This window comes from Halobacillus sp. Marseille-Q1614 (assembly GCF_902809865.1).
Lineage (GTDB): Bacteria > Bacillota > Bacilli > Bacillales > Halobacillaceae > Halobacillus_A.
Genome location: NZ_CADDWH010000001.1, coordinates 1,023,904 through 1,039,458 on the forward strand (window position 1 = coordinate 1,023,904; position 15,555 = coordinate 1,039,458).

At 41.5% G+C, this 15,555-nt stretch carries 15 protein-coding genes and 5 tRNA genes; 16 read left to right on the forward strand and 4 right to left on the reverse strand.

All coding sequences use genetic code 11. From position 1 onward, the window contains the following. The first annotated feature begins 4 nt into the window (after nt 1–4). From rpoD to HUS26_RS05060, 4 genes are all read left to right on the forward strand, one after another. Nucleotides 5–1,132, forward strand: a complete 1,128-nt coding sequence (gene rpoD / locus HUS26_RS05045) for an RNA polymerase sigma factor RpoD (protein WP_173916117.1) — start codon at nt 5–7, stop codon at nt 1,130–1,132. Nucleotides 1,133–1,745: 613 nt separating this feature from the next. Beyond that, the gene (cccA, locus tag HUS26_RS05050) at nt 1,746–2,111 is read left to right on the forward strand and encodes a cytochrome c550 (RefSeq protein ID WP_173916118.1); all 366 of its coding nucleotides are present in this window, start codon (nt 1,746–1,748) and stop codon (nt 2,109–2,111) included. 60 nt (nt 2,112–2,171) lie between these two features. After that, nucleotides 2,172–2,876, forward strand: coding sequence for a class I SAM-dependent methyltransferase (locus HUS26_RS05055; protein ID WP_173916119.1), 705 nt, complete (start codon nt 2,172–2,174; stop codon nt 2,874–2,876). After that, nucleotides 2,873–3,979 carry a Nif3-like dinuclear metal center hexameric protein gene (locus HUS26_RS05060; protein ID WP_173916120.1) on the forward strand — a complete coding sequence of 369 codons (1,107 nt, stop codon included), beginning with the start codon at nt 2,873–2,875 and terminating at the stop codon, nt 3,977–3,979. Before HUS26_RS05055 ends, HUS26_RS05060 begins: the two co-directional genes overlap by 4 nt. 38 nt (nt 3,980–4,017) lie before the next feature. Here the strand turns inward: HUS26_RS05060 and HUS26_RS05065 are convergent, their stop codons facing one another. Further along, on the reverse strand, nt 4,018–4,965 hold the full coding sequence (locus HUS26_RS05065; RefSeq protein WP_173916121.1) for a 4-hydroxy-3-methylbut-2-enyl diphosphate reductase: 948 nt from the start codon (nt 4,963–4,965) through the stop codon (nt 4,018–4,020). A gap of 159 nt (nt 4,966–5,124) precedes the next feature. Here HUS26_RS05065 and HUS26_RS05070 point away from each other — a divergent pair, with 159 nt between their 5' ends. Both HUS26_RS05070 and HUS26_RS05075 read left to right on the forward strand, forming a co-directional pair. Then, nucleotides 5,125–6,444 (forward strand): DEAD/DEAH box helicase, encoded by a 1,320-nt coding sequence (locus HUS26_RS05070; protein ID WP_173916122.1) that lies wholly within the window; start codon nt 5,125–5,127, stop codon nt 6,442–6,444. A gap of 15 nt (nt 6,445–6,459) precedes the next feature. Beyond that, nucleotides 6,460–7,353: a deoxyribonuclease IV gene (locus HUS26_RS05075; protein WP_173916123.1), complete on the forward strand. Its 894-nt coding sequence runs from the start codon at nt 6,460–6,462 to the stop codon at nt 7,351–7,353. A 155-nt stretch (nt 7,354–7,508) separates the two neighbouring features. On the opposite strand, the gene HUS26_RS05080 is transcribed toward HUS26_RS05075, so the two are convergent. Next, nucleotides 7,509–7,793 carry a DUF2624 domain-containing protein gene (locus tag HUS26_RS05080; protein ID WP_173916124.1) on the reverse strand — a complete coding sequence of 95 codons (285 nt, stop codon included), beginning with the start codon at nt 7,791–7,793 and terminating at the stop codon, nt 7,509–7,511. 136 nt (nt 7,794–7,929) lie between these two features. Here HUS26_RS05080 and HUS26_RS05085 point away from each other — a divergent pair, with 136 nt between their 5' ends. Then, on the forward strand, nt 7,930–8,631 hold the full coding sequence (locus tag HUS26_RS05085; RefSeq protein WP_173916125.1) for a lytic transglycosylase domain-containing protein: 702 nt from the start codon (nt 7,930–7,932) through the stop codon (nt 8,629–8,631). Nucleotides 8,632–8,720: 89 nt separating this feature from the next. After that, nucleotides 8,721–9,176 carry a hypothetical protein gene (locus HUS26_RS05090; protein ID WP_173916126.1) on the forward strand — a complete coding sequence of 152 codons (456 nt, stop codon included), beginning with the start codon at nt 8,721–8,723 and terminating at the stop codon, nt 9,174–9,176. A gap of 29 nt (nt 9,177–9,205) precedes the next feature. Here HUS26_RS05090 and ispG read toward each other — a convergent pair whose 3' ends face one another. Next, on the reverse strand, nt 9,206–10,315 hold the full coding sequence (gene ispG, locus HUS26_RS05095) for a flavodoxin-dependent (E)-4-hydroxy-3-methylbut-2-enyl-diphosphate synthase (protein ID WP_173916127.1): 1,110 nt from the start codon (nt 10,313–10,315) through the stop codon (nt 9,206–9,208). 258 nt (nt 10,316–10,573) lie between these two features. On the opposite strand from ispG, the gene HUS26_RS05100 reads away from it, so the two are divergent. Further along, on the forward strand, nt 10,574–11,218 hold the full coding sequence (locus tag HUS26_RS05100; protein WP_173916128.1) for an NfeD family protein: 645 nt from the start codon (nt 10,574–10,576) through the stop codon (nt 11,216–11,218). A 102-nt stretch (nt 11,219–11,320) separates the two neighbouring features. On the opposite strand, the gene HUS26_RS05105 is transcribed toward HUS26_RS05100, so the two are convergent. Further along, nucleotides 11,321–11,812 (reverse strand): DUF1189 family protein, encoded by a 492-nt coding sequence (locus HUS26_RS05105; protein ID WP_173916129.1) that lies wholly within the window; start codon nt 11,810–11,812, stop codon nt 11,321–11,323. A 216-nt stretch (nt 11,813–12,028) separates the two neighbouring features. On the opposite strand from HUS26_RS05105, the gene HUS26_RS05110 reads away from it, so the two are divergent. The 7 genes from HUS26_RS05110 to HUS26_RS05140 all read left to right on the forward strand — a co-directional run bounded on the left by HUS26_RS05110 (nt 12,029) and on the right by HUS26_RS05140 (nt 15,514). Then, nucleotides 12,029–13,666, forward strand: a complete 1,638-nt coding sequence (locus HUS26_RS05110; protein WP_173916130.1) for a Na/Pi cotransporter family protein — start codon at nt 12,029–12,031, stop codon at nt 13,664–13,666. A 327-nt stretch (nt 13,667–13,993) separates the two neighbouring features. After that, nucleotides 13,994–14,067: transfer RNA gene (locus HUS26_RS05115), tRNA-Met, on the forward strand. A 205-nt stretch (nt 14,068–14,272) separates the two neighbouring features. Beyond that, nucleotides 14,273–14,348: transfer RNA gene (locus HUS26_RS05120), tRNA-His, on the forward strand. Between the two features lie 4 nt (nt 14,349–14,352). Next, nucleotides 14,353–14,429 (forward strand) — tRNA-Ile (locus tag HUS26_RS05125). 9 nt (nt 14,430–14,438) lie between these two features. Further along, a tRNA-Ser gene (locus HUS26_RS05130) sits at nt 14,439–14,531 on the forward strand. Between the two features lie 14 nt (nt 14,532–14,545). Then, a tRNA-Phe gene (locus HUS26_RS05135) sits at nt 14,546–14,618 on the forward strand. Between the two features lie 281 nt (nt 14,619–14,899). Then, the gene (locus tag HUS26_RS05140; protein ID WP_173916131.1) at nt 14,900–15,514 is read left to right on the forward strand and encodes a superoxide dismutase; all 615 of its coding nucleotides are present in this window, start codon (nt 14,900–14,902) and stop codon (nt 15,512–15,514) included. Nucleotides 15,515–15,555 lie beyond the last annotated feature (41 nt).

The window sequence follows — 15,555 nt, forward strand, 5'->3', positions numbered from 1 at the left end:
ACTCATGGCAGATAAGCAACAACAGCCATCACGTTCTAAAGAAAATGAAAGCGAGCTAACCTTAGAGCAAGCAAAAGAACAATTGCTTGAAATGGGTAAAAAACGAGGGGTTCTGGCCTACGAAGAAGTGGCTGAGAAACTCTCGAGTTTCGAACTGGATTCCGATCAAATGGATGAATACTATGAGTTTTTAAATGAGCAAGGTGTAGAAGTAATCGGCGATTCTGATCAGGATCCAAGCATGCAGCAGTTAAATAAAGAAGAAGAATTCAACCTAAATGATTTAAGCGTACCACCGGGTGTCAAAATTAATGACCCTGTCCGTATGTACCTAAAAGAAATCGGCCGGGTAAATCTTCTTTCAGCTAACGACGAAATAAGCCTTGCTCAGCGTATTGAAGAAGGCGATGAAGAGGCTAAGCGTGATTTAGCTGAAGCCAACCTGCGTTTAGTCGTTAGTATTGCCAAGAGATATGTAGGAAGAGGAATGCTCTTCTTAGACCTGATTCAAGAAGGCAACATGGGATTGATCAAAGCGGTAGAGAAGTTCGATTACCGTAAGGGTTATAAGTTTAGTACGTATGCTACATGGTGGATCAGACAAGCCATTACTCGTGCTATTGCTGACCAGGCAAGAACGATCCGTATTCCAGTTCACATGGTGGAAACGATTAATAAATTAATCCGTGTACAAAGACAGCTTCTTCAGGACCTCGGCCGTGAACCTACACCTGAAGAAATTGCCCAGGATATGGAACTTACACCGGACAAAGTCAGGGAAATCCTTAAGATTGCCCAGGAGCCTGTATCATTGGAAACACCAATTGGTGAAGAGGATGATTCACATCTTGGTGATTTTATAGAAGACCAGGAAGCTACTTCACCTTCCGATCATGCTGCTTACGAATTGCTTAAAGAACAGCTGGAAGATGTGCTGGATACCTTAACGGACAGAGAAGAAAATGTTCTTCGTCTGCGTTTCGGTCTTGATGATGGACGTACCCGTACATTGGAAGAAGTAGGTAAAGTCTTTGGCGTAACTCGTGAACGTATTCGTCAGATTGAAGCCAAAGCTCTTCGTAAATTAAGACATCCTAGTCGAAGCAAACGATTGAAAGATTTCATGGAATAAATCTAATCTCTTTAGGGGCATTTCAAGCAGATGCCCCTTAACTATTTGCTTCGAGGTGATTTCCTGTTAAGCCCTTTATAACGAAGAGAGATCTGCAGCTTTTAAAACGGCGATAAGTAGAACAGTTGACCAGCTTATTACGGCTGGTTAACTCTTTCTCTTATTTTGGTTCCGCTTTCATTTCTTGTCATTTATTTTACTGAAATGGGAATTATAATGCAAACAAGTCTTTTGTCGACATTTGTTAGGGGCGGATTTATCATCTATCGAAAAGGAAACGTGCAGGAAAATTGGATGAGAGCTGTTGCCCTCTTGAATTTAATGTTATTGTTTTTAATATGAACGGTTAATACGGTTGGGAACTTTGCACAACAGGCGGCCGTTTTCTATATTATAGATATTCAATTTATTTCCTGGGTAATTTCAGGGGATGAAATGCGTGTGAAATTATTAATATTGCCGCTTTATTAGGCATTATACTTGACGGTATTCGGTTACTTTTATGAGTTTTTGAGGCTTTCCCCCTTTCCTGATAGGGGAATTTAAAGTAAAATAAATATAGTCTGTAAGACATAAGTCAACTTTCAAGGGATACATAAGGAGGATGCAACCGATGAAAAGAAACCCTGTGATTCCTTTTGCACTAATTGCAGTGCTGGGGATTCTTGCGATGGTTATCGTATCATCAGTGGGAATTAACGAAAGAGAAGCCATTCAAAATGAAGAAAATGGAGAGGAAACAGAAGAGACTGCAGCCGCTCCTGAAGAAATGTATCAGCAGTCCTGTTCCAGCTGTCATGGCGGCGATCTTGAAGGGGCAAACGGTCCAAACCTTCAAGAGGTAGGATCTAAGTACGAGGCTGAAGAAATTCAGGAAATTATCATAAATGGTAAAGGCGGCGGTGCAATGCCTGCTGGACTTTACACAGGTGATGATGCTGCAAAATTAGCTCAGTGGCTGGCAGAAGAACATCAATAAATTGAAAGAAAAGCTTTCTGTCCTTTCAGAAAGCTTTTCTTTTTATGAGAGGGATTAAATATGAACGGTAAACAGTTATCTCAGCGTTTAAAAAAGGTAGCAGATTTCCTGAAGGACCCCATATTTTTTGCGGATATCGGTTCAGATCATGCTTACCTTCCGTGCTATGTCTGCTTAAGCAATTCATCTGCCAAAGCCATAGCTGGAGAATTGAATGAGGGCCCCTTCTTAAGTGCTCAAGAAGAAGTAAAAGAAAATCAGCTCGAGAACGCGATCGAAGTAAAAAAAGGAAACGGACTCGAAGTGATCGATGAAAGAGTTAATCAGGTGGTTATAGCCGGGATGGGAGGGCCGCTGATCCGAGACATTTTAGAGGAGGGACGTCATAAACTCGAGAATGTCACCCGCATTATTGCCCAGCCTAATATTGATGCACGATCTGTTCGAAAGTGGTTTTATCAAAACGGCTATCAGCTGGCTGCAGAGGAAATACTAGAAGAGAACGGCCACATCTATGAAATACTTGTTGCTAATAAAGAAGACAGTAAATCCCCTTATGGCAAAGATAACTTTGAAAAAGAACTGTGGCTTGGTCCTTATTTAATGAGAGAGAAAAACTCAGCTTTTCTTGAGAAATGGGAAGAAGAAAGAAGCAAAAAGATAAGAGTTATAGAGCAGATGAAACGAGCGAAAAATGCAGATCAAGAAAAAGCGAGGTTTTTTGAACAGCAAATCAAATGGATAGAGGAGGAATTAAGCCAATGACGGTTACCGTAAGAGAAGTCGTTCAACAACTCGATAAGCTTGCTCCTAAGAATCTTGCCTTTGAATGGGACAATGTAGGCCTGCAGCTCGGTTCTCTTGATCAAAAGGTCGAAAACGTGATGGTTACTCTCGACGTATTAGAAGACGTTGTAGAGGAAGCTGTAGAAAAGAATGTTAATCTAATCGTAGCTCATCATCCTTTGCTATTCAAAAAGCTTCATCAAATTGATTTTAGCTCGCCAAAAGGACGGGTCATACGAAAGCTGATTCAGCATGACATCACCGTTTATGCAGCTCATACGAACCTTGATATCGCTCAGGGCGGTGTAAACGACGCGATGGCCGAACTGCTTCAATTGCAGGACGTTCAGCCGCTCATTGAGACTACAAGCAAGTCTTTAGTGAAGCTGGCTGTGTATGTACCCGTAAGTCATGCAGATCAAGTGAGGGATGCAATAAGTGAAGCAGGAGCGGGTCATATCGGGGATTACAGCCACTGTACGTATCAGGTAAAAGGAGAAGGCACTTTTAAACCTTTAGACGGAAGTGATCCTTATATCGGCTCTCAAGGTTCACTTGAAAGGGTAGAAGAGAATCGCATTGAAACCATCATGCCGTCCTCTCTCACGCAAAAAGTTCTGAAGGCAATGATAGAGGCTCACCCTTATGAAGAAGCCGCCTATGACCTCTTTCCTTTGTTAAATGAAGGAGCAAGTCTTGGTGTCGGCAGAATCGGGGAGCTGGAAAACGAGATGTCTTTGTATGATCTCTGCTCGATGATTAAAGAAAAATATCAGGTGCCTCAGCTGCGATACTCAGGAGACGCTAATCAAAAAGTTAAGAAAGTTGCCCTTCTTGGCGGAAGCGGAGAAAGTTATTACAAGAATGCTTTAAGTAAAGGAGCCGACGTTTACATTACGGGTGATATGACATTCCATACAGCGCAGGATGCTGTTGAAGCGGGACTGGCATTGATTGATCCGGGACACCATGTGGAAAAAGTCGTCCATCCTTTTATAAAAGATTGTATAGAAAAAAATGTGCCTCAAGTGGGCACAGTCCTTATTTCGAATACAGATACAGAACCTTTTCGCTTTATGTAAAAAACCGGCGTCCCCCTTAAGGGATGCCGGTTTTTTCATTATTTTTTCTTCACTTTCACACGAGGAAGAATCTTCTTCTGTTCAACTTTGGATTCAAGAACCCACGTGTCTTCATCATCTGGATCGTATTGTTCAATAAATTTGATGACTTCTTTTGTAATTGGAGTAGGGGTAGAAGCTCCTGCTGTTACCGCTACTTTGGAAACTCCTTCGAGCCATTTAAGATCGATTTCCGTAACGTCTGCAATCCGGTAAGCCTGTGTTCCGGCAATTTCCATCGATACTTGAGCTAAACGGTTTGAATTATTACTTTTCGGGTCGCCGACCACCAAAGTTAAATCAGCATCTTTAGCTTGTTCGGAAACAGCTTCCTGGCGTACTTGTGTAGCCATGCAGATTTCCTGGTGTTTTTCGACGTGCGGGTATTTTTCTTTTACCTTTTCCATTACATCATATACGTCCCATTGGCTCATCGTAGTCTGATTGGTGATCATCAGCTTATCATGATTTACGTCCAGATCATCCACATCGTCTTCAGTTTCTACTAAATGAACTTTATCAGGAGCAACACCCATCGCTCCTTCAGGTTCCGGATGTCCTTTTTTCCCGACATAAATAATTTCATAGCCTTCAGCTACGCGGTCACGAATCAAATTATGAGTATTGGTTACATCAGGACAGGTCGCATCCAGTGCGGTTAACCCTTTCTTTTTCGCACGCTCTTTTACTTCAGGTGAAACTCCGTGGGCTGTGAAAATAACAGTCCCTTCATTGATGCCTTCAAGTAAATCTAAGCGGTTTTTGCCATCTACAGTTATAATTCCTTCACTTTCGAATGCCTTCGTAACGTGCGAGTTATGCACAATCATTCCTAAAATATATATAGGTCGTGGCAGGTTAGGGTCTTTTGCTGCGTTTTGGGCAATGACCATCGCATCAACCACTCCGTAACAATAACCGCGAGGGGCGATTTTTATGACTTCCATTGCATAAATCCTCCTCTTTGTGTACACATCTATACTAACTTCCAACCTTTATTATAAAGCCTATAGCCTCAGAAAACAAAGAATCTTCTCAGTCCGTGCAATTCTTAAGGCAGTGGCTTATAATAAGATGGGGACATTATACATTAAAGGAGTACGTCTATGAGCAATCATTCGTTTTATCAATTCGATATCCGGGAAACGGTCGGACATATTATAGAAGGTTATGGTTTTAAAGAGCCTACACCTATCCAGCAAAAAGTTATACCAGCCGCACTTCGCGGTGAAAGTATTATCGGCCAGTCTCATACAGGGTCTGGAAAAACTCACGCTTACCTGCTTCCGCTTTTTAATGAAATGGAAAAGGAAGCCGCGCATGTTCAGTTTGTTGTAGCAGCACCAACGAGGGAGCTTGCTATTCAAATTCATGAAGAAGTAAAGCAGTCCATTGAGTACGCCGGCAAAAAGGGCGAGTGGAGAGCAAGCCTTGTAATCGGCGGAACAGACAAGCAAAAAATGATGGAAAAGCTAAAAAACAATCCTCCGCAAATTGTCGTAGGAACGCCGGGAAGAATTTTGGATATGGCTAAAGAAGAAGCATTAGATCTATCAAAAACCGCTTCATTCGTCTTAGATGAGACGGATCTTATGGTCGACTTAGGCTTTATTGAAGATGTGGATCAAATCTTGGTCCGTACCAATGAAGAAGTCCAGCTTCTCGTCTTTTCTGCAACGATACCGGAAAGATTACAGCCCTTTTTAAAGAAATATCTTACCAATCCAACACATATTCAAATCCAGGACAGCAAGCCTGCCCCTGAGCTTATGGAACACAGGCTTATTGCACTAAGGCATAAAGATCCTGCAGATGTGGTCTTTGAGATTTCTAAAGCGATACAGCCGTATTTAGCGATTATTTTTACAAATGGAAAAGAACAGGCTGATCAGCTGGCGGGAGATTTACTGGAAAGAGGACTAGAAGCCGGTGTTATCCACGGAGGCTTAAGTCCCCGCGAAAGAAAACGGATGCTGAAAGAATTGCAAAATCTAAAATATCAATATATCGTAGCTACAGACCTTGCTTCCAGAGGAATCGATATTCAGGGTGTCAGCCACGTTATTAATGCACAGATGCCGAAGGAAGAAGAGTTTTACATTCACCGTGTAGGCCGGACAGCTCGGGCAGGGTTAGAAGGTACAGCGATCAACCTGTACACAGAGGAAGATCTTCCTTTAATCGAGAAGCTGGAAAAACGCGGCCTTACCTTTACGTTTTATGAAGTGAAAGATGGAGAATGGAAGGAAGCTAAGTCCTATAAAGACAGGCAGAAACGGACACGCACGACTTCTGATATGGAGAAGAAAGCAAAAGCGATGGTCCGAAAGCCTAAAAAGGTCAAGCCCGGCTATAAAAAGAAAATGAAACAGCAGGCTGATAAGAATTTTAAAAAATTAAAGCGAGACAGCTTTCGCAATAAATAGAGAGGAGAATTGTGAATGGTTAAGATTGGGTCACACGTATCTATGAAGGGGAAAAAAATGCTGTTAGGAGCAAGTGAAGAAGCTGTATCATACGGATCCACAACATTCATGATCTATACAGGAGCTCCGCAGAACACGAGAAGAAAAGCGATTGATGATTTAAATATTGAAGCAGGGAAGGCCCACATGAAGGCTCACGGGATCGAGGATATTGTCGTGCATGCTCCTTATATTATTAATATCGGAAACACGACAAAGCCGGAGACCTTTCAGTTGGGTGTTGATTTTCTAAGAAGTGAAATTGAAAGAACCGAGGCGCTGGGATCAAAACAAATCGTACTGCATCCGGGCTCTCACGTTGGACAGGGGGCTGAAAAGGGAATCCCTAAAATCATTGAAGGACTCAACGAAGTTCTCCATAAAGATCAGAATGTCCAAATCGCATTAGAAACGATGGCAGGAAAAGGGTCGGAATGTGGACGCTCGTTTGAAGAAATAGCACAGATAATCAACGGTGTAACGATGAATGAAAAGCTTTCCGTTTGTTTTGATACGTGTCACGTTCATGATGCGGGATACGATATTGTAAATGATTTTGACGGTGTATTAGAAGAGTTCGACCGCATTATAGGGCTTGACCGAATCAAAGTTGTCCACGTCAATGACAGCAAGAACATTACAGGAGCACGAAAAGACCGTCACGAAAATATTGGATTCGGCCATATCGGCTTTGAAGCCCTTCATCAGATCGTGCATCATGAGGTGTTTAAGGGTATTCCGAAAATTCTAGAAACACCATACGTCGGCGAAGATAAGAAAAATAAAAAGCCGCCCTATAAGTTTGAAATTGATATGCTTAAAGCGGGAGAGTACGAGGAAGATTTGAAAGAAAAAATTATGGAACAATAAGAAGAGTGCTGAGCATCAGCACTCTCTTTTTTAATAGGAGCTATGGCTGGGACAAAAAAAGGAAGTTCGATTAAGACCGGCATGCAGTGTGCCAACATCGAACGCCCCTCGTCTGGAAAGCGAGCTGGCTTCACTATTTACAAAAAATAAGCCTTTTAATAAAGCCAGTCTTCGACTCCATACTGTTTGGCTAACCGATGTAATAATATATTGACCGAATGAGCGGTTTCCTTAGAGGTAATGGAGGCCAGCTGCCGCAGCATTCTTTTTCTTCCGTCCGGGTCAAATGGGTTTTCTTTACTATGTTTTAAGGCTTTCGTAATCTTTCCTGCTTCTTCATACGAAATAGGTATGTTATACGTCTGACTGTAATACATTAAATCTTCAATGGTTAACTGCTTCAATTTATGGGTAATGTACTGTTGAGCTACGTTGAACATTCTACCGTCTCCCTCTCTGCTTATTCAGTACACCTTATGTTAAGAGGGCTTAATCTGTTCTCGAAAAAAAAAGGAATAGGAATTCGTCGGTCTAAGGCTCAGGAATAGGGGTTTGCTGTTGAAGGAGTGGATTTAGATGAAAGGAATTATCTGGTATATTAATATCGGAGTCACCGTTATTTTAGTAACTGGCTCTATACTTATCGTTAATCATATGAAAGAACAGGATAACCGGGAGCTAGCTTTACAAAAGAAGCAGCTGGAAGAAAAGCATGAAAAACTTAAATCAGAATATGAATACATATCTCAGCAAAACGTAGAAGAAGACATCAGCTTTAAATACTGGTCAGAAATGGAAGTGCAGGCCGAGAATCTGCATGAAGACAGCGGAGGAGCTTTCAAAAGATCCTGGGCGATTTATTTAGTGAAGAAAGCAAATGAGTATAAAGTCGATCCTGTGATTGTGTATGAACTGCTGAAAGTGGAAACAGGAAGAACGTTTGATCCTTCTCTCGTTGGCCCTAAAACAAAGTATGGGAAAGCGTATGGGATGGCTCAATTTATGACTAATACTGCCCCTTGGATAGCTGACATGGCTGATTTGCCTTATAAAAAAGACTATTTGTTCGACCCCTATTATGCGATGCACCTTTCTATTGTTTACTTAGATTATCTTCACAATAAATATAACAATTGGAACGAGGCACTTACCGCCTATCACCGCGGCATGGGCGGATTAAAACAATATAAAGAAGAAAATGGTGATGCAGACAGCTGGTATGCAGAAGAAATCCAGTCAAACGCTGCTGCGCACGAGACACTTGCCTCTGCTAATTAAATTTATTTTCCCATTAACTCCCTCACTTAAATGTAAAAAAGAATCACATACTAAGCTTGATTCTCAAAACAGAAAGTGAGGTAATTCTTATGGATGAATCAAAAGAGTCTGTAGGGAATCAGAATGAAGAGCTAGAGATTGAACATGAAGAGCCAGAGATTGAGCGTGAAGAACCAGTGACTGAGCATGAAAAGTATAGGCAGCAAAGTGAAGTAGAACGAGTTGCCAGCAAGCCCGTTTACGGTGAAAGCTATAACGAAGAATATGCTCAGGAAGCAGCTGTACCTTTAGATGAACCAATGCGTTCAGAAGAAAGGGAAACGACGATGGAGGATGACGTCAAGCCCGGGTTAGGGTGGATTGCCTTAACCGCAGCTATTCTTTCCTTCTTCTTTGCTCCCTTTATATTGGGGATAGTCGGTATTGTGCTTGGAGTATTTGGAAAACGACGCGGCGCTGATACGCTCGGGAACATGGCGATCATTATAAGTGTCATCTCGATCCTGTTCTCATTATTTATGGCACCAATAACTCAAATGTTATAAAAAAAGTGGACCCTGTGCGGGTCCACTTTTTAAGCGTTTTGCTCTTCTTTTTCTTTTCGTTCTTTTTCGTAATGTTCTTCTGCCAGCTTGTCGACTTCTTTCTTAAGTTCTTCAACCATGATTTCTTCAGGTACTTTACGTATGATCTCACCGTGTCTAAACAAAAGGCCTTCTCCTCTTGCTCCGGCAATGCCGATGTCTGCTTCTCTGGCTTCACCTGGTCCGTTTACGGCACAGCCTAAAACGGCTACTTTAATCGGTGCTTTTATTGTTTGAATGTATTCTTCGACTTCGTTAGCAATTGAAATTAAATCAATTTCGATCCGGCCGCATGTAGGGCATGAGATAAGTGTTGCAGCATTGGATGCTAAACCAAATGATTTTAATAATTCCTTAGCTACTTTAACTTCTTCTACAGGATCGGCACTTAAGCTGATACGTAAAGTACTTCCGATGCCTTTGCTAAGGATAGCCCCAAGGCCTGCCGCACTTTTTACAGTCCCGGCAAACAATGTTCCGGATTCGGTAATTCCTAAGTGTAAAGGATAGTCGATAGCTTCTGCTGCCTTTTCGTAAGCCTCGATCGCCAGCTTAACGTCTGACGCTTTTAACGATACGATAATATCGTGAAAGTCAAGGTCCTCTAAAATTTTAATGTGGTGTAAGGCACTTTCCACCATACCCTCTGCTGTGGGATAGCCATATTTTTCCAGGATATGGCGTTCGAGAGATCCAGCGTTAACTCCGATTCGAATAGGGATGCCCTTAGCTTTAGCTGCTTCTACAACAGCTTCAACTTTTTCACGCTTCCCAATGTTCCCAGGGTTGATTCGAATCTTATCGGCTCCGCCTTCAATTGCTTTTAATGCTTTTTTATAATCAAAATGAATATCCACTACGAGAGGGATGTTGATGCGCTTTTTAATTTCCGGGATCGCATCTGCTGCTCGGTCGTCCGGGCAGGCTACACGTACGATTTGACATCCCGCTTCTTCTAAACGGTGAATCTCAGCAACAGTAGCTTCGACATCGTGTGTTTTTGTCGTTGTCATGGACTGAATCACAACTTGATCTTCTCCGCCTATTGTAAGATTACCGACTTTAACAGGCCGAGTGTCTTTTCTGTGAGTTAATGCCATTAATAATCGCTCCTTTATATCTGAAAAAAGCTGTTCCTCTTATAAATTTGCCAATACCTATTATAAGGGGTAATAGTGTAAATGAGAAGTAGTGCAGCTTAACATGGACCGATTCCTGCTTTAAGATGAAAGAGCAGACGGCCAGCTAGAGAGATTATATCACGAGTCTAATTGGAAGAAAAACTTTACATATCTTTTGAAACATTTTCACGGTTTCATTCGTATTTTAATTATGGGACCTAAAGAGGGGGAAGAGTTATGGATTTATTAGCTTACGACTGGATGGTCATGTTTATAACTTTATTTGGTACGATGTTTTTAATTGGAGAGCTTCTCGTTAATATGAGAGGATTATTTGGCATTATCGGATTTGGCTTTATTACCGTATACTTTTACTCCTTTCTTGCTCCAGATATGTTCGTTATTATGATGTTAGTTTATATTTTAGGCCTGGCTCTTATCATTATTGACGGAAAAATAGTTAACGATGGAACGCTGGCCACTATAGGAGCAGCTGCCATGATTATTGCAGTAGGATTTAGTGCTCCTAATTGGACGGCAGGATTATATAGTGTGATTGGTGTTATTATTGGCGGAGCTGCTTCGTTTATGTTTTTAAAAGTGTTTAAGAGACGAGAAATGTGGACGAAAATCGCATTATCCGATCAGCTGTCTTCAGAGATGGGGTACAATTCGATGAAGGAAACATACATTTCTTTAGTTGGACAGAAAGGTTTAGCCAAAACAGATATGAGGCCTGTAGGGACGATAGAGGTTAATGGGGAAGAGTATAGTGCGATTTCTAATGGCCGATGGATTTATAAAGGAGATCCAGTGAAGGTTACATCCGTAGACGGCACACGGATTTTAGTAAAAAAAGAAGTAAATATAAATGAGAATTAGTACAATGGCTGTTAAACTTAATATCGTGTAAAAAGCCATTTTTCAAAATCAACATAGAAGATATCAAAAAAAAGCACCCTCCCGATTTTTACGGGAAGGGTGTTAATTTTTTTTAGGCAGGTAGCGGAGGGCCAAAGCTGTATAGATAATAGAACTAATTACAAAAAGGTAAAGCAGGATCGAATGAGACCATAAAAATGATTCAATAAGTACAAAGACAATCGTAGGCGCTGTAATCGAAAAAGCCGCGATATTCCATAGCTGTTTGTAATCAGCCCGCTTCTTCCGCCATTTTACGGCTCCCATCGCGATGAAAGCAAAGAGAGAGACAACGATGAATAAAACAGCCGCAATTAAAAAATAAATAAAGGGAAGAAATATAACCACAAATACTCCACTTGACACGTTGTTTAAGGCAGAAGGCGTTTCATTTGAAAGCCAATAAGTAAAGAACGCACTCGCTAAAACAGGAAGTAAGACAACCAAGCTTAAATAAAACAGGTAGCTGATCGCTTTACCCATCGGAAGTATCCGAAAGGCGGAAAGCATCTTAAAGTGGTAAAAACTTTTGATCATTTGCTGAGTTTTGCTCATATTTTGGACTCCTTCTTAATGTCTTTTCTATAGTAATCGACATACTATAGCGAATCAAGGAAATAAATAGAATATGACGTCTAAATAACTCGATTGTAAATTTAATGTTAAGATTTCTAAATCTCCTTTACAAAGCCTTTTATGTTCGTCAATAATGGGGAAGGTGTTAAAAAGAAAAAATAAAAACAAACTTGGATGAAGAAAGGGTGGAGGATTTTGGAGATTAATGTTCAAGAGATGCTGTTTCAGTTTCTTGGTGGACTAGGTATATTCCTTTTCGGTTTGAAATTTTTGGCGGATGGATTGCAGCGTACAGCTGGTGACCGCCTTCGTGAAATACTAGATAAGTTTACAAGTAACCCGTTTATGGGTGTTATAGCTGGTACGGTAGTTACCGTGTTGGTTCAAAGTAGTTCCACGACGACCGTTTTGACAGTTGGTTTAGTTAACGCCGGATTTATGACGTTTAGACAAGCTATTGGGGTTATCATGGGTGCCAACATAGGGACAACCATGACTGCATTTATTATCGGTATTGATATCGGTGCCTACGGTCTTCCGATCCTTGCTGTCGGTTCATTTATGCTGTTCTTCTTTAAGAATAAGAAGGTCGGAAATTTCGGGCAGCTGTTCTTCGGCCTTGGTGCCTTATTCTACGGGCTGGATGTAATGAGCGGCGGAATGAAGCCTTTACGAAGCCTACAGGCGTTTCAGGATTTAACGGTAAGCATGAGTGACAACCCTATACTTGGTGTTGTTATTGGAACTCTGTTTACAGTAATCGTTCAAAGCTCCAGTGCTACAATTGGAATTCTACAGCAATTATTCGGCGAAGGTTTAGTTGATCTGCAGGCAGCACTTCCTGTATTGTTTGGTGATAACATTGGTACAACTATTACAGCCGTATTAGCTGCTCTAGGTGCAAGTGTCGGGGCGAGACGTGCAGCAGCGGCACACGTTATGTTTAACTTGATAGGGGCAGGAATATTCCTAATATTATTAGTACCGTTTACTGCTTATGTTGATTGGTTAAGAACAACCCTGGATTTAAATCCAGAAATGACGATTGCGTTTGCTCACGGCTCGTTTAATATTGCTAATACAATTGTTCAATTCCCGTTTATTGCCGGGATTGCATGGGTCGTTATGAAAGTTGTACCGGGCGAGGATTCTCTGATTGAGTACAAGCCGCAGCACCTTGATCCAATCTTTATTGAACAATCTCCATCCTTAGCATTGGATCAAGCAAAAGAAGAAGTTATCCGTATGGGTGAATATGCTTATAAAGGACTTGAAGAAACAAGTCTTTATTTGAATAAAAAACAGCAAAAACATTCAGAATTAGCATTGCAGATCGAGGAAGCATTAAATAATTTGGACCGTAAAATTACGGATTATTTAGTGGATTTATCTCAAGCTCAGCTTTCTGATGAGGACAGCCATAAGCACTCAGCATTAATGGACTCTGTAAGAGATATTGAAAGAATTGGAGATCACTTTGAAAACATTATTGAGCTGATTGATTATAAAAATTCCAACAAAGTTATACTGACAGATCAAGCGATAGATGATCTTAACGAAATGTTTGATCTTGCTCTAATGACTGTAAAACAAGCGATGAAGTCCTTAGAAAATATGGACCGCGAAGAAGCATTAGCTGTTGTTCAGAAAGAGAATGAGCTTGACCGCATGGAAAGATCATTCCGTAAGAAGCATATTATCCGTATGAATGAAGGATTATGCTCTGGACAGGCGGGCATCGTGTTCGTTGATATGCTCAGCAACCTTGAGCGTATTGGAGACCACGCCGTTAACATTGCAGAGGAAGTCCTTGGAGAGAAAGAAAGCTTATAATTACAGAGCCGCTGCGTATGAGCAGCGGCTTTTTTATATGGATCTGTGAATGGTTTTGTTGAATTTTTTTCACGGAAAAAGCCTGCTCGATTTTGACCTCTCTTGAGGCTTGACCCCGATCCTTGGATCTTTTAAAAAGTTATTTAACAGCATCTCTTTAAAAAAATCCTAGAAAACTATTGAAATGGAAAAAAGCTCATGCTATATTAATTTTGCTGTCAAAAAAGCAGTAACAAAAGCAGTCAAAAAACATAAAAAGGACAGGTTGACAGCTCTCGCAAATCATGGTATATTTATTTGCGTCGCTTCAATCAAGCGAACTTATATGGCGGTGTAGCTCAGCTGGCTAGAGCGTACGGTTCATACCCGTGAGGTCGGGGGTTCGATCCCCTCCGCCGCTACTAACAAGTGCTTCAAGGGCTTTGATCAGAGCGGCAGGCATAAGACAAGCAGTTGTAATGTTCCTGCACTTGGAACAATCAGATGATTGACTTATGACGCGAGCATCTAAGCCATGAAGCCGGATGATACCAAGTGCTTCAAGGGGCTTGCCCCTGAAGCTATCTTCTATACATATTTTAAAAAACTTATACTTATTCAACTATGGCGGTTGTGGCGAAGTGGTTAACGCACCGGATTGTGGTTCCGGCATTCGTGGGTTCGATTCCCATCAGCCGCCCCATGTTGGACCCTTAGCTCAGCTGGTTAGAGCTATCGGCTCATAACCGATCGGTCGCAGGTTCGAGTCCTGCAGGGTCCACCATTTCTTCGCGGAGGAGTACCCAAGTCTGGCTGAAGGGAGCGGTCTTGAAAACCGCCAGGGGCTTCACGGCCCGCGGGGGTTCGAATCCCTCCTCCTCCGCCATTTACATATTTAACGGCTCGGTAGCTCAGTCGGTAGAGCAACGGACTGAAAATCCGTGTGTCGGCGGTTTGATTTCGTCCCGAGCCCCCTCTTTAAACAAACGCCCCCAGCGCTTGTTTTTTTTCTGTTGTTGAGATGAAAACCATAGCCCCTCTCTATTAAAATTGTATTAGAAAGGGCTCTGGGGTATTGTTATTTTTAGAAAAACCCCTTCATATTATGTTTATTTAAACCAGTATCGGGTATTTTAATTACGGAGCCCGTAGCTATGCATAATATTTGCAAGATATATACGGGTTTGGTAATGTACAATTGTGGGAGAAAACGTATACCCATTATTTACATAACAATTTAAAGGAGGAGTTAACATGGCTAAATTTGAACTACCAGAACTACCTTATGCTTATGATGCATTAGAACCTACTATTGATAAGGAAACGATGAACATCCACCATACGAAGCACCACAACACTTACGTTACTAAGTTAAACAGCGCTCTTGAAGGACATGATGACCTTCAGCAAAAGTCTATTGAGGAACTTTTAGCGAATAACTTATCTGCTGTACCGGAAGATATTAAAACTGCAGTTCGTAACAACGGTGGCGGTCATGCTAACCACAGCTTATTCTGGACGATTCTCTCTCCAAATGGAGGAGGCCAGCCGTCTGGTGACTTAGCTTCTCAAATTGAAGAGACTTTCGGAGGTTTCGATCAGTTTAAAGAAAAATTTGAAGCTACAGCTGCAGGACGTTTCGGTTCCGGATGGGCTTGGCTTGTTGTGAATAACGGGAACCTTGAAGTTATTGACACTCTTAACCAGGACTCTCCAATCATGGAAGGCAAAACTCCTATCCTTGGATTAGATGTATGGGAGCACGCGTACTACTTGAACTACCAGAACCGCCGTCCAGAGTATGCTAAAGCATTCTGGAACGTTGTAAACTGGGAAGAAGTTGCAAGACGTTACGACGAAGCTAAATAAACATTTAAAGGTACAGGCGCATAGCCTGTACCTTTATTTTT

Excerpts from the sequence above, each read along its gene's own strand:
- rpoD (WP_173916117.1), top strand. The coding sequence starts at position 5 with ATGGCAGATAAGCAACAACAGCCATCACGTTCTAAAGAAAATGAAAGC.
- cccA (WP_173916118.1), top strand. The coding sequence starts at position 1,746 with ATGAAAAGAAACCCTGTGATTCCTTTTGCACTAATTGCAGTGCTGGGG.
- HUS26_RS05055 (WP_173916119.1), top strand. The coding sequence starts at position 2,172 with ATGAACGGTAAACAGTTATCTCAGCGTTTAAAAAAGGTAGCAGATTTC.
- HUS26_RS05060 (WP_173916120.1), top strand. The coding sequence starts at position 2,873 with ATGACGGTTACCGTAAGAGAAGTCGTTCAACAACTCGATAAGCTTGCT.
- HUS26_RS05065 (WP_173916121.1), bottom strand. The coding sequence starts at position 4,965 with ATGGAAGTCATAAAAATCGCCCCTCGCGGTTATTGTTACGGAGTGGTT.
- HUS26_RS05070 (WP_173916122.1), top strand. The coding sequence starts at position 5,125 with ATGAGCAATCATTCGTTTTATCAATTCGATATCCGGGAAACGGTCGGA.
- HUS26_RS05075 (WP_173916123.1), top strand. The coding sequence starts at position 6,460 with ATGGTTAAGATTGGGTCACACGTATCTATGAAGGGGAAAAAAATGCTG.
- HUS26_RS05080 (WP_173916124.1), bottom strand. The coding sequence starts at position 7,793 with ATGTTCAACGTAGCTCAACAGTACATTACCCATAAATTGAAGCAGTTA.
- HUS26_RS05085 (WP_173916125.1), top strand. The coding sequence starts at position 7,930 with ATGAAAGGAATTATCTGGTATATTAATATCGGAGTCACCGTTATTTTA.
- HUS26_RS05090 (WP_173916126.1), top strand. The coding sequence starts at position 8,721 with ATGGATGAATCAAAAGAGTCTGTAGGGAATCAGAATGAAGAGCTAGAG.
- ispG (WP_173916127.1), bottom strand. The coding sequence starts at position 10,315 with ATGGCATTAACTCACAGAAAAGACACTCGGCCTGTTAAAGTCGGTAAT.
- HUS26_RS05100 (WP_173916128.1), top strand. The coding sequence starts at position 10,574 with ATGGATTTATTAGCTTACGACTGGATGGTCATGTTTATAACTTTATTT.
- HUS26_RS05105 (WP_173916129.1), bottom strand. The coding sequence starts at position 11,812 with ATGAGCAAAACTCAGCAAATGATCAAAAGTTTTTACCACTTTAAGATG.
- HUS26_RS05140 (WP_173916131.1), top strand. The coding sequence starts at position 14,900 with ATGGCTAAATTTGAACTACCAGAACTACCTTATGCTTATGATGCATTA.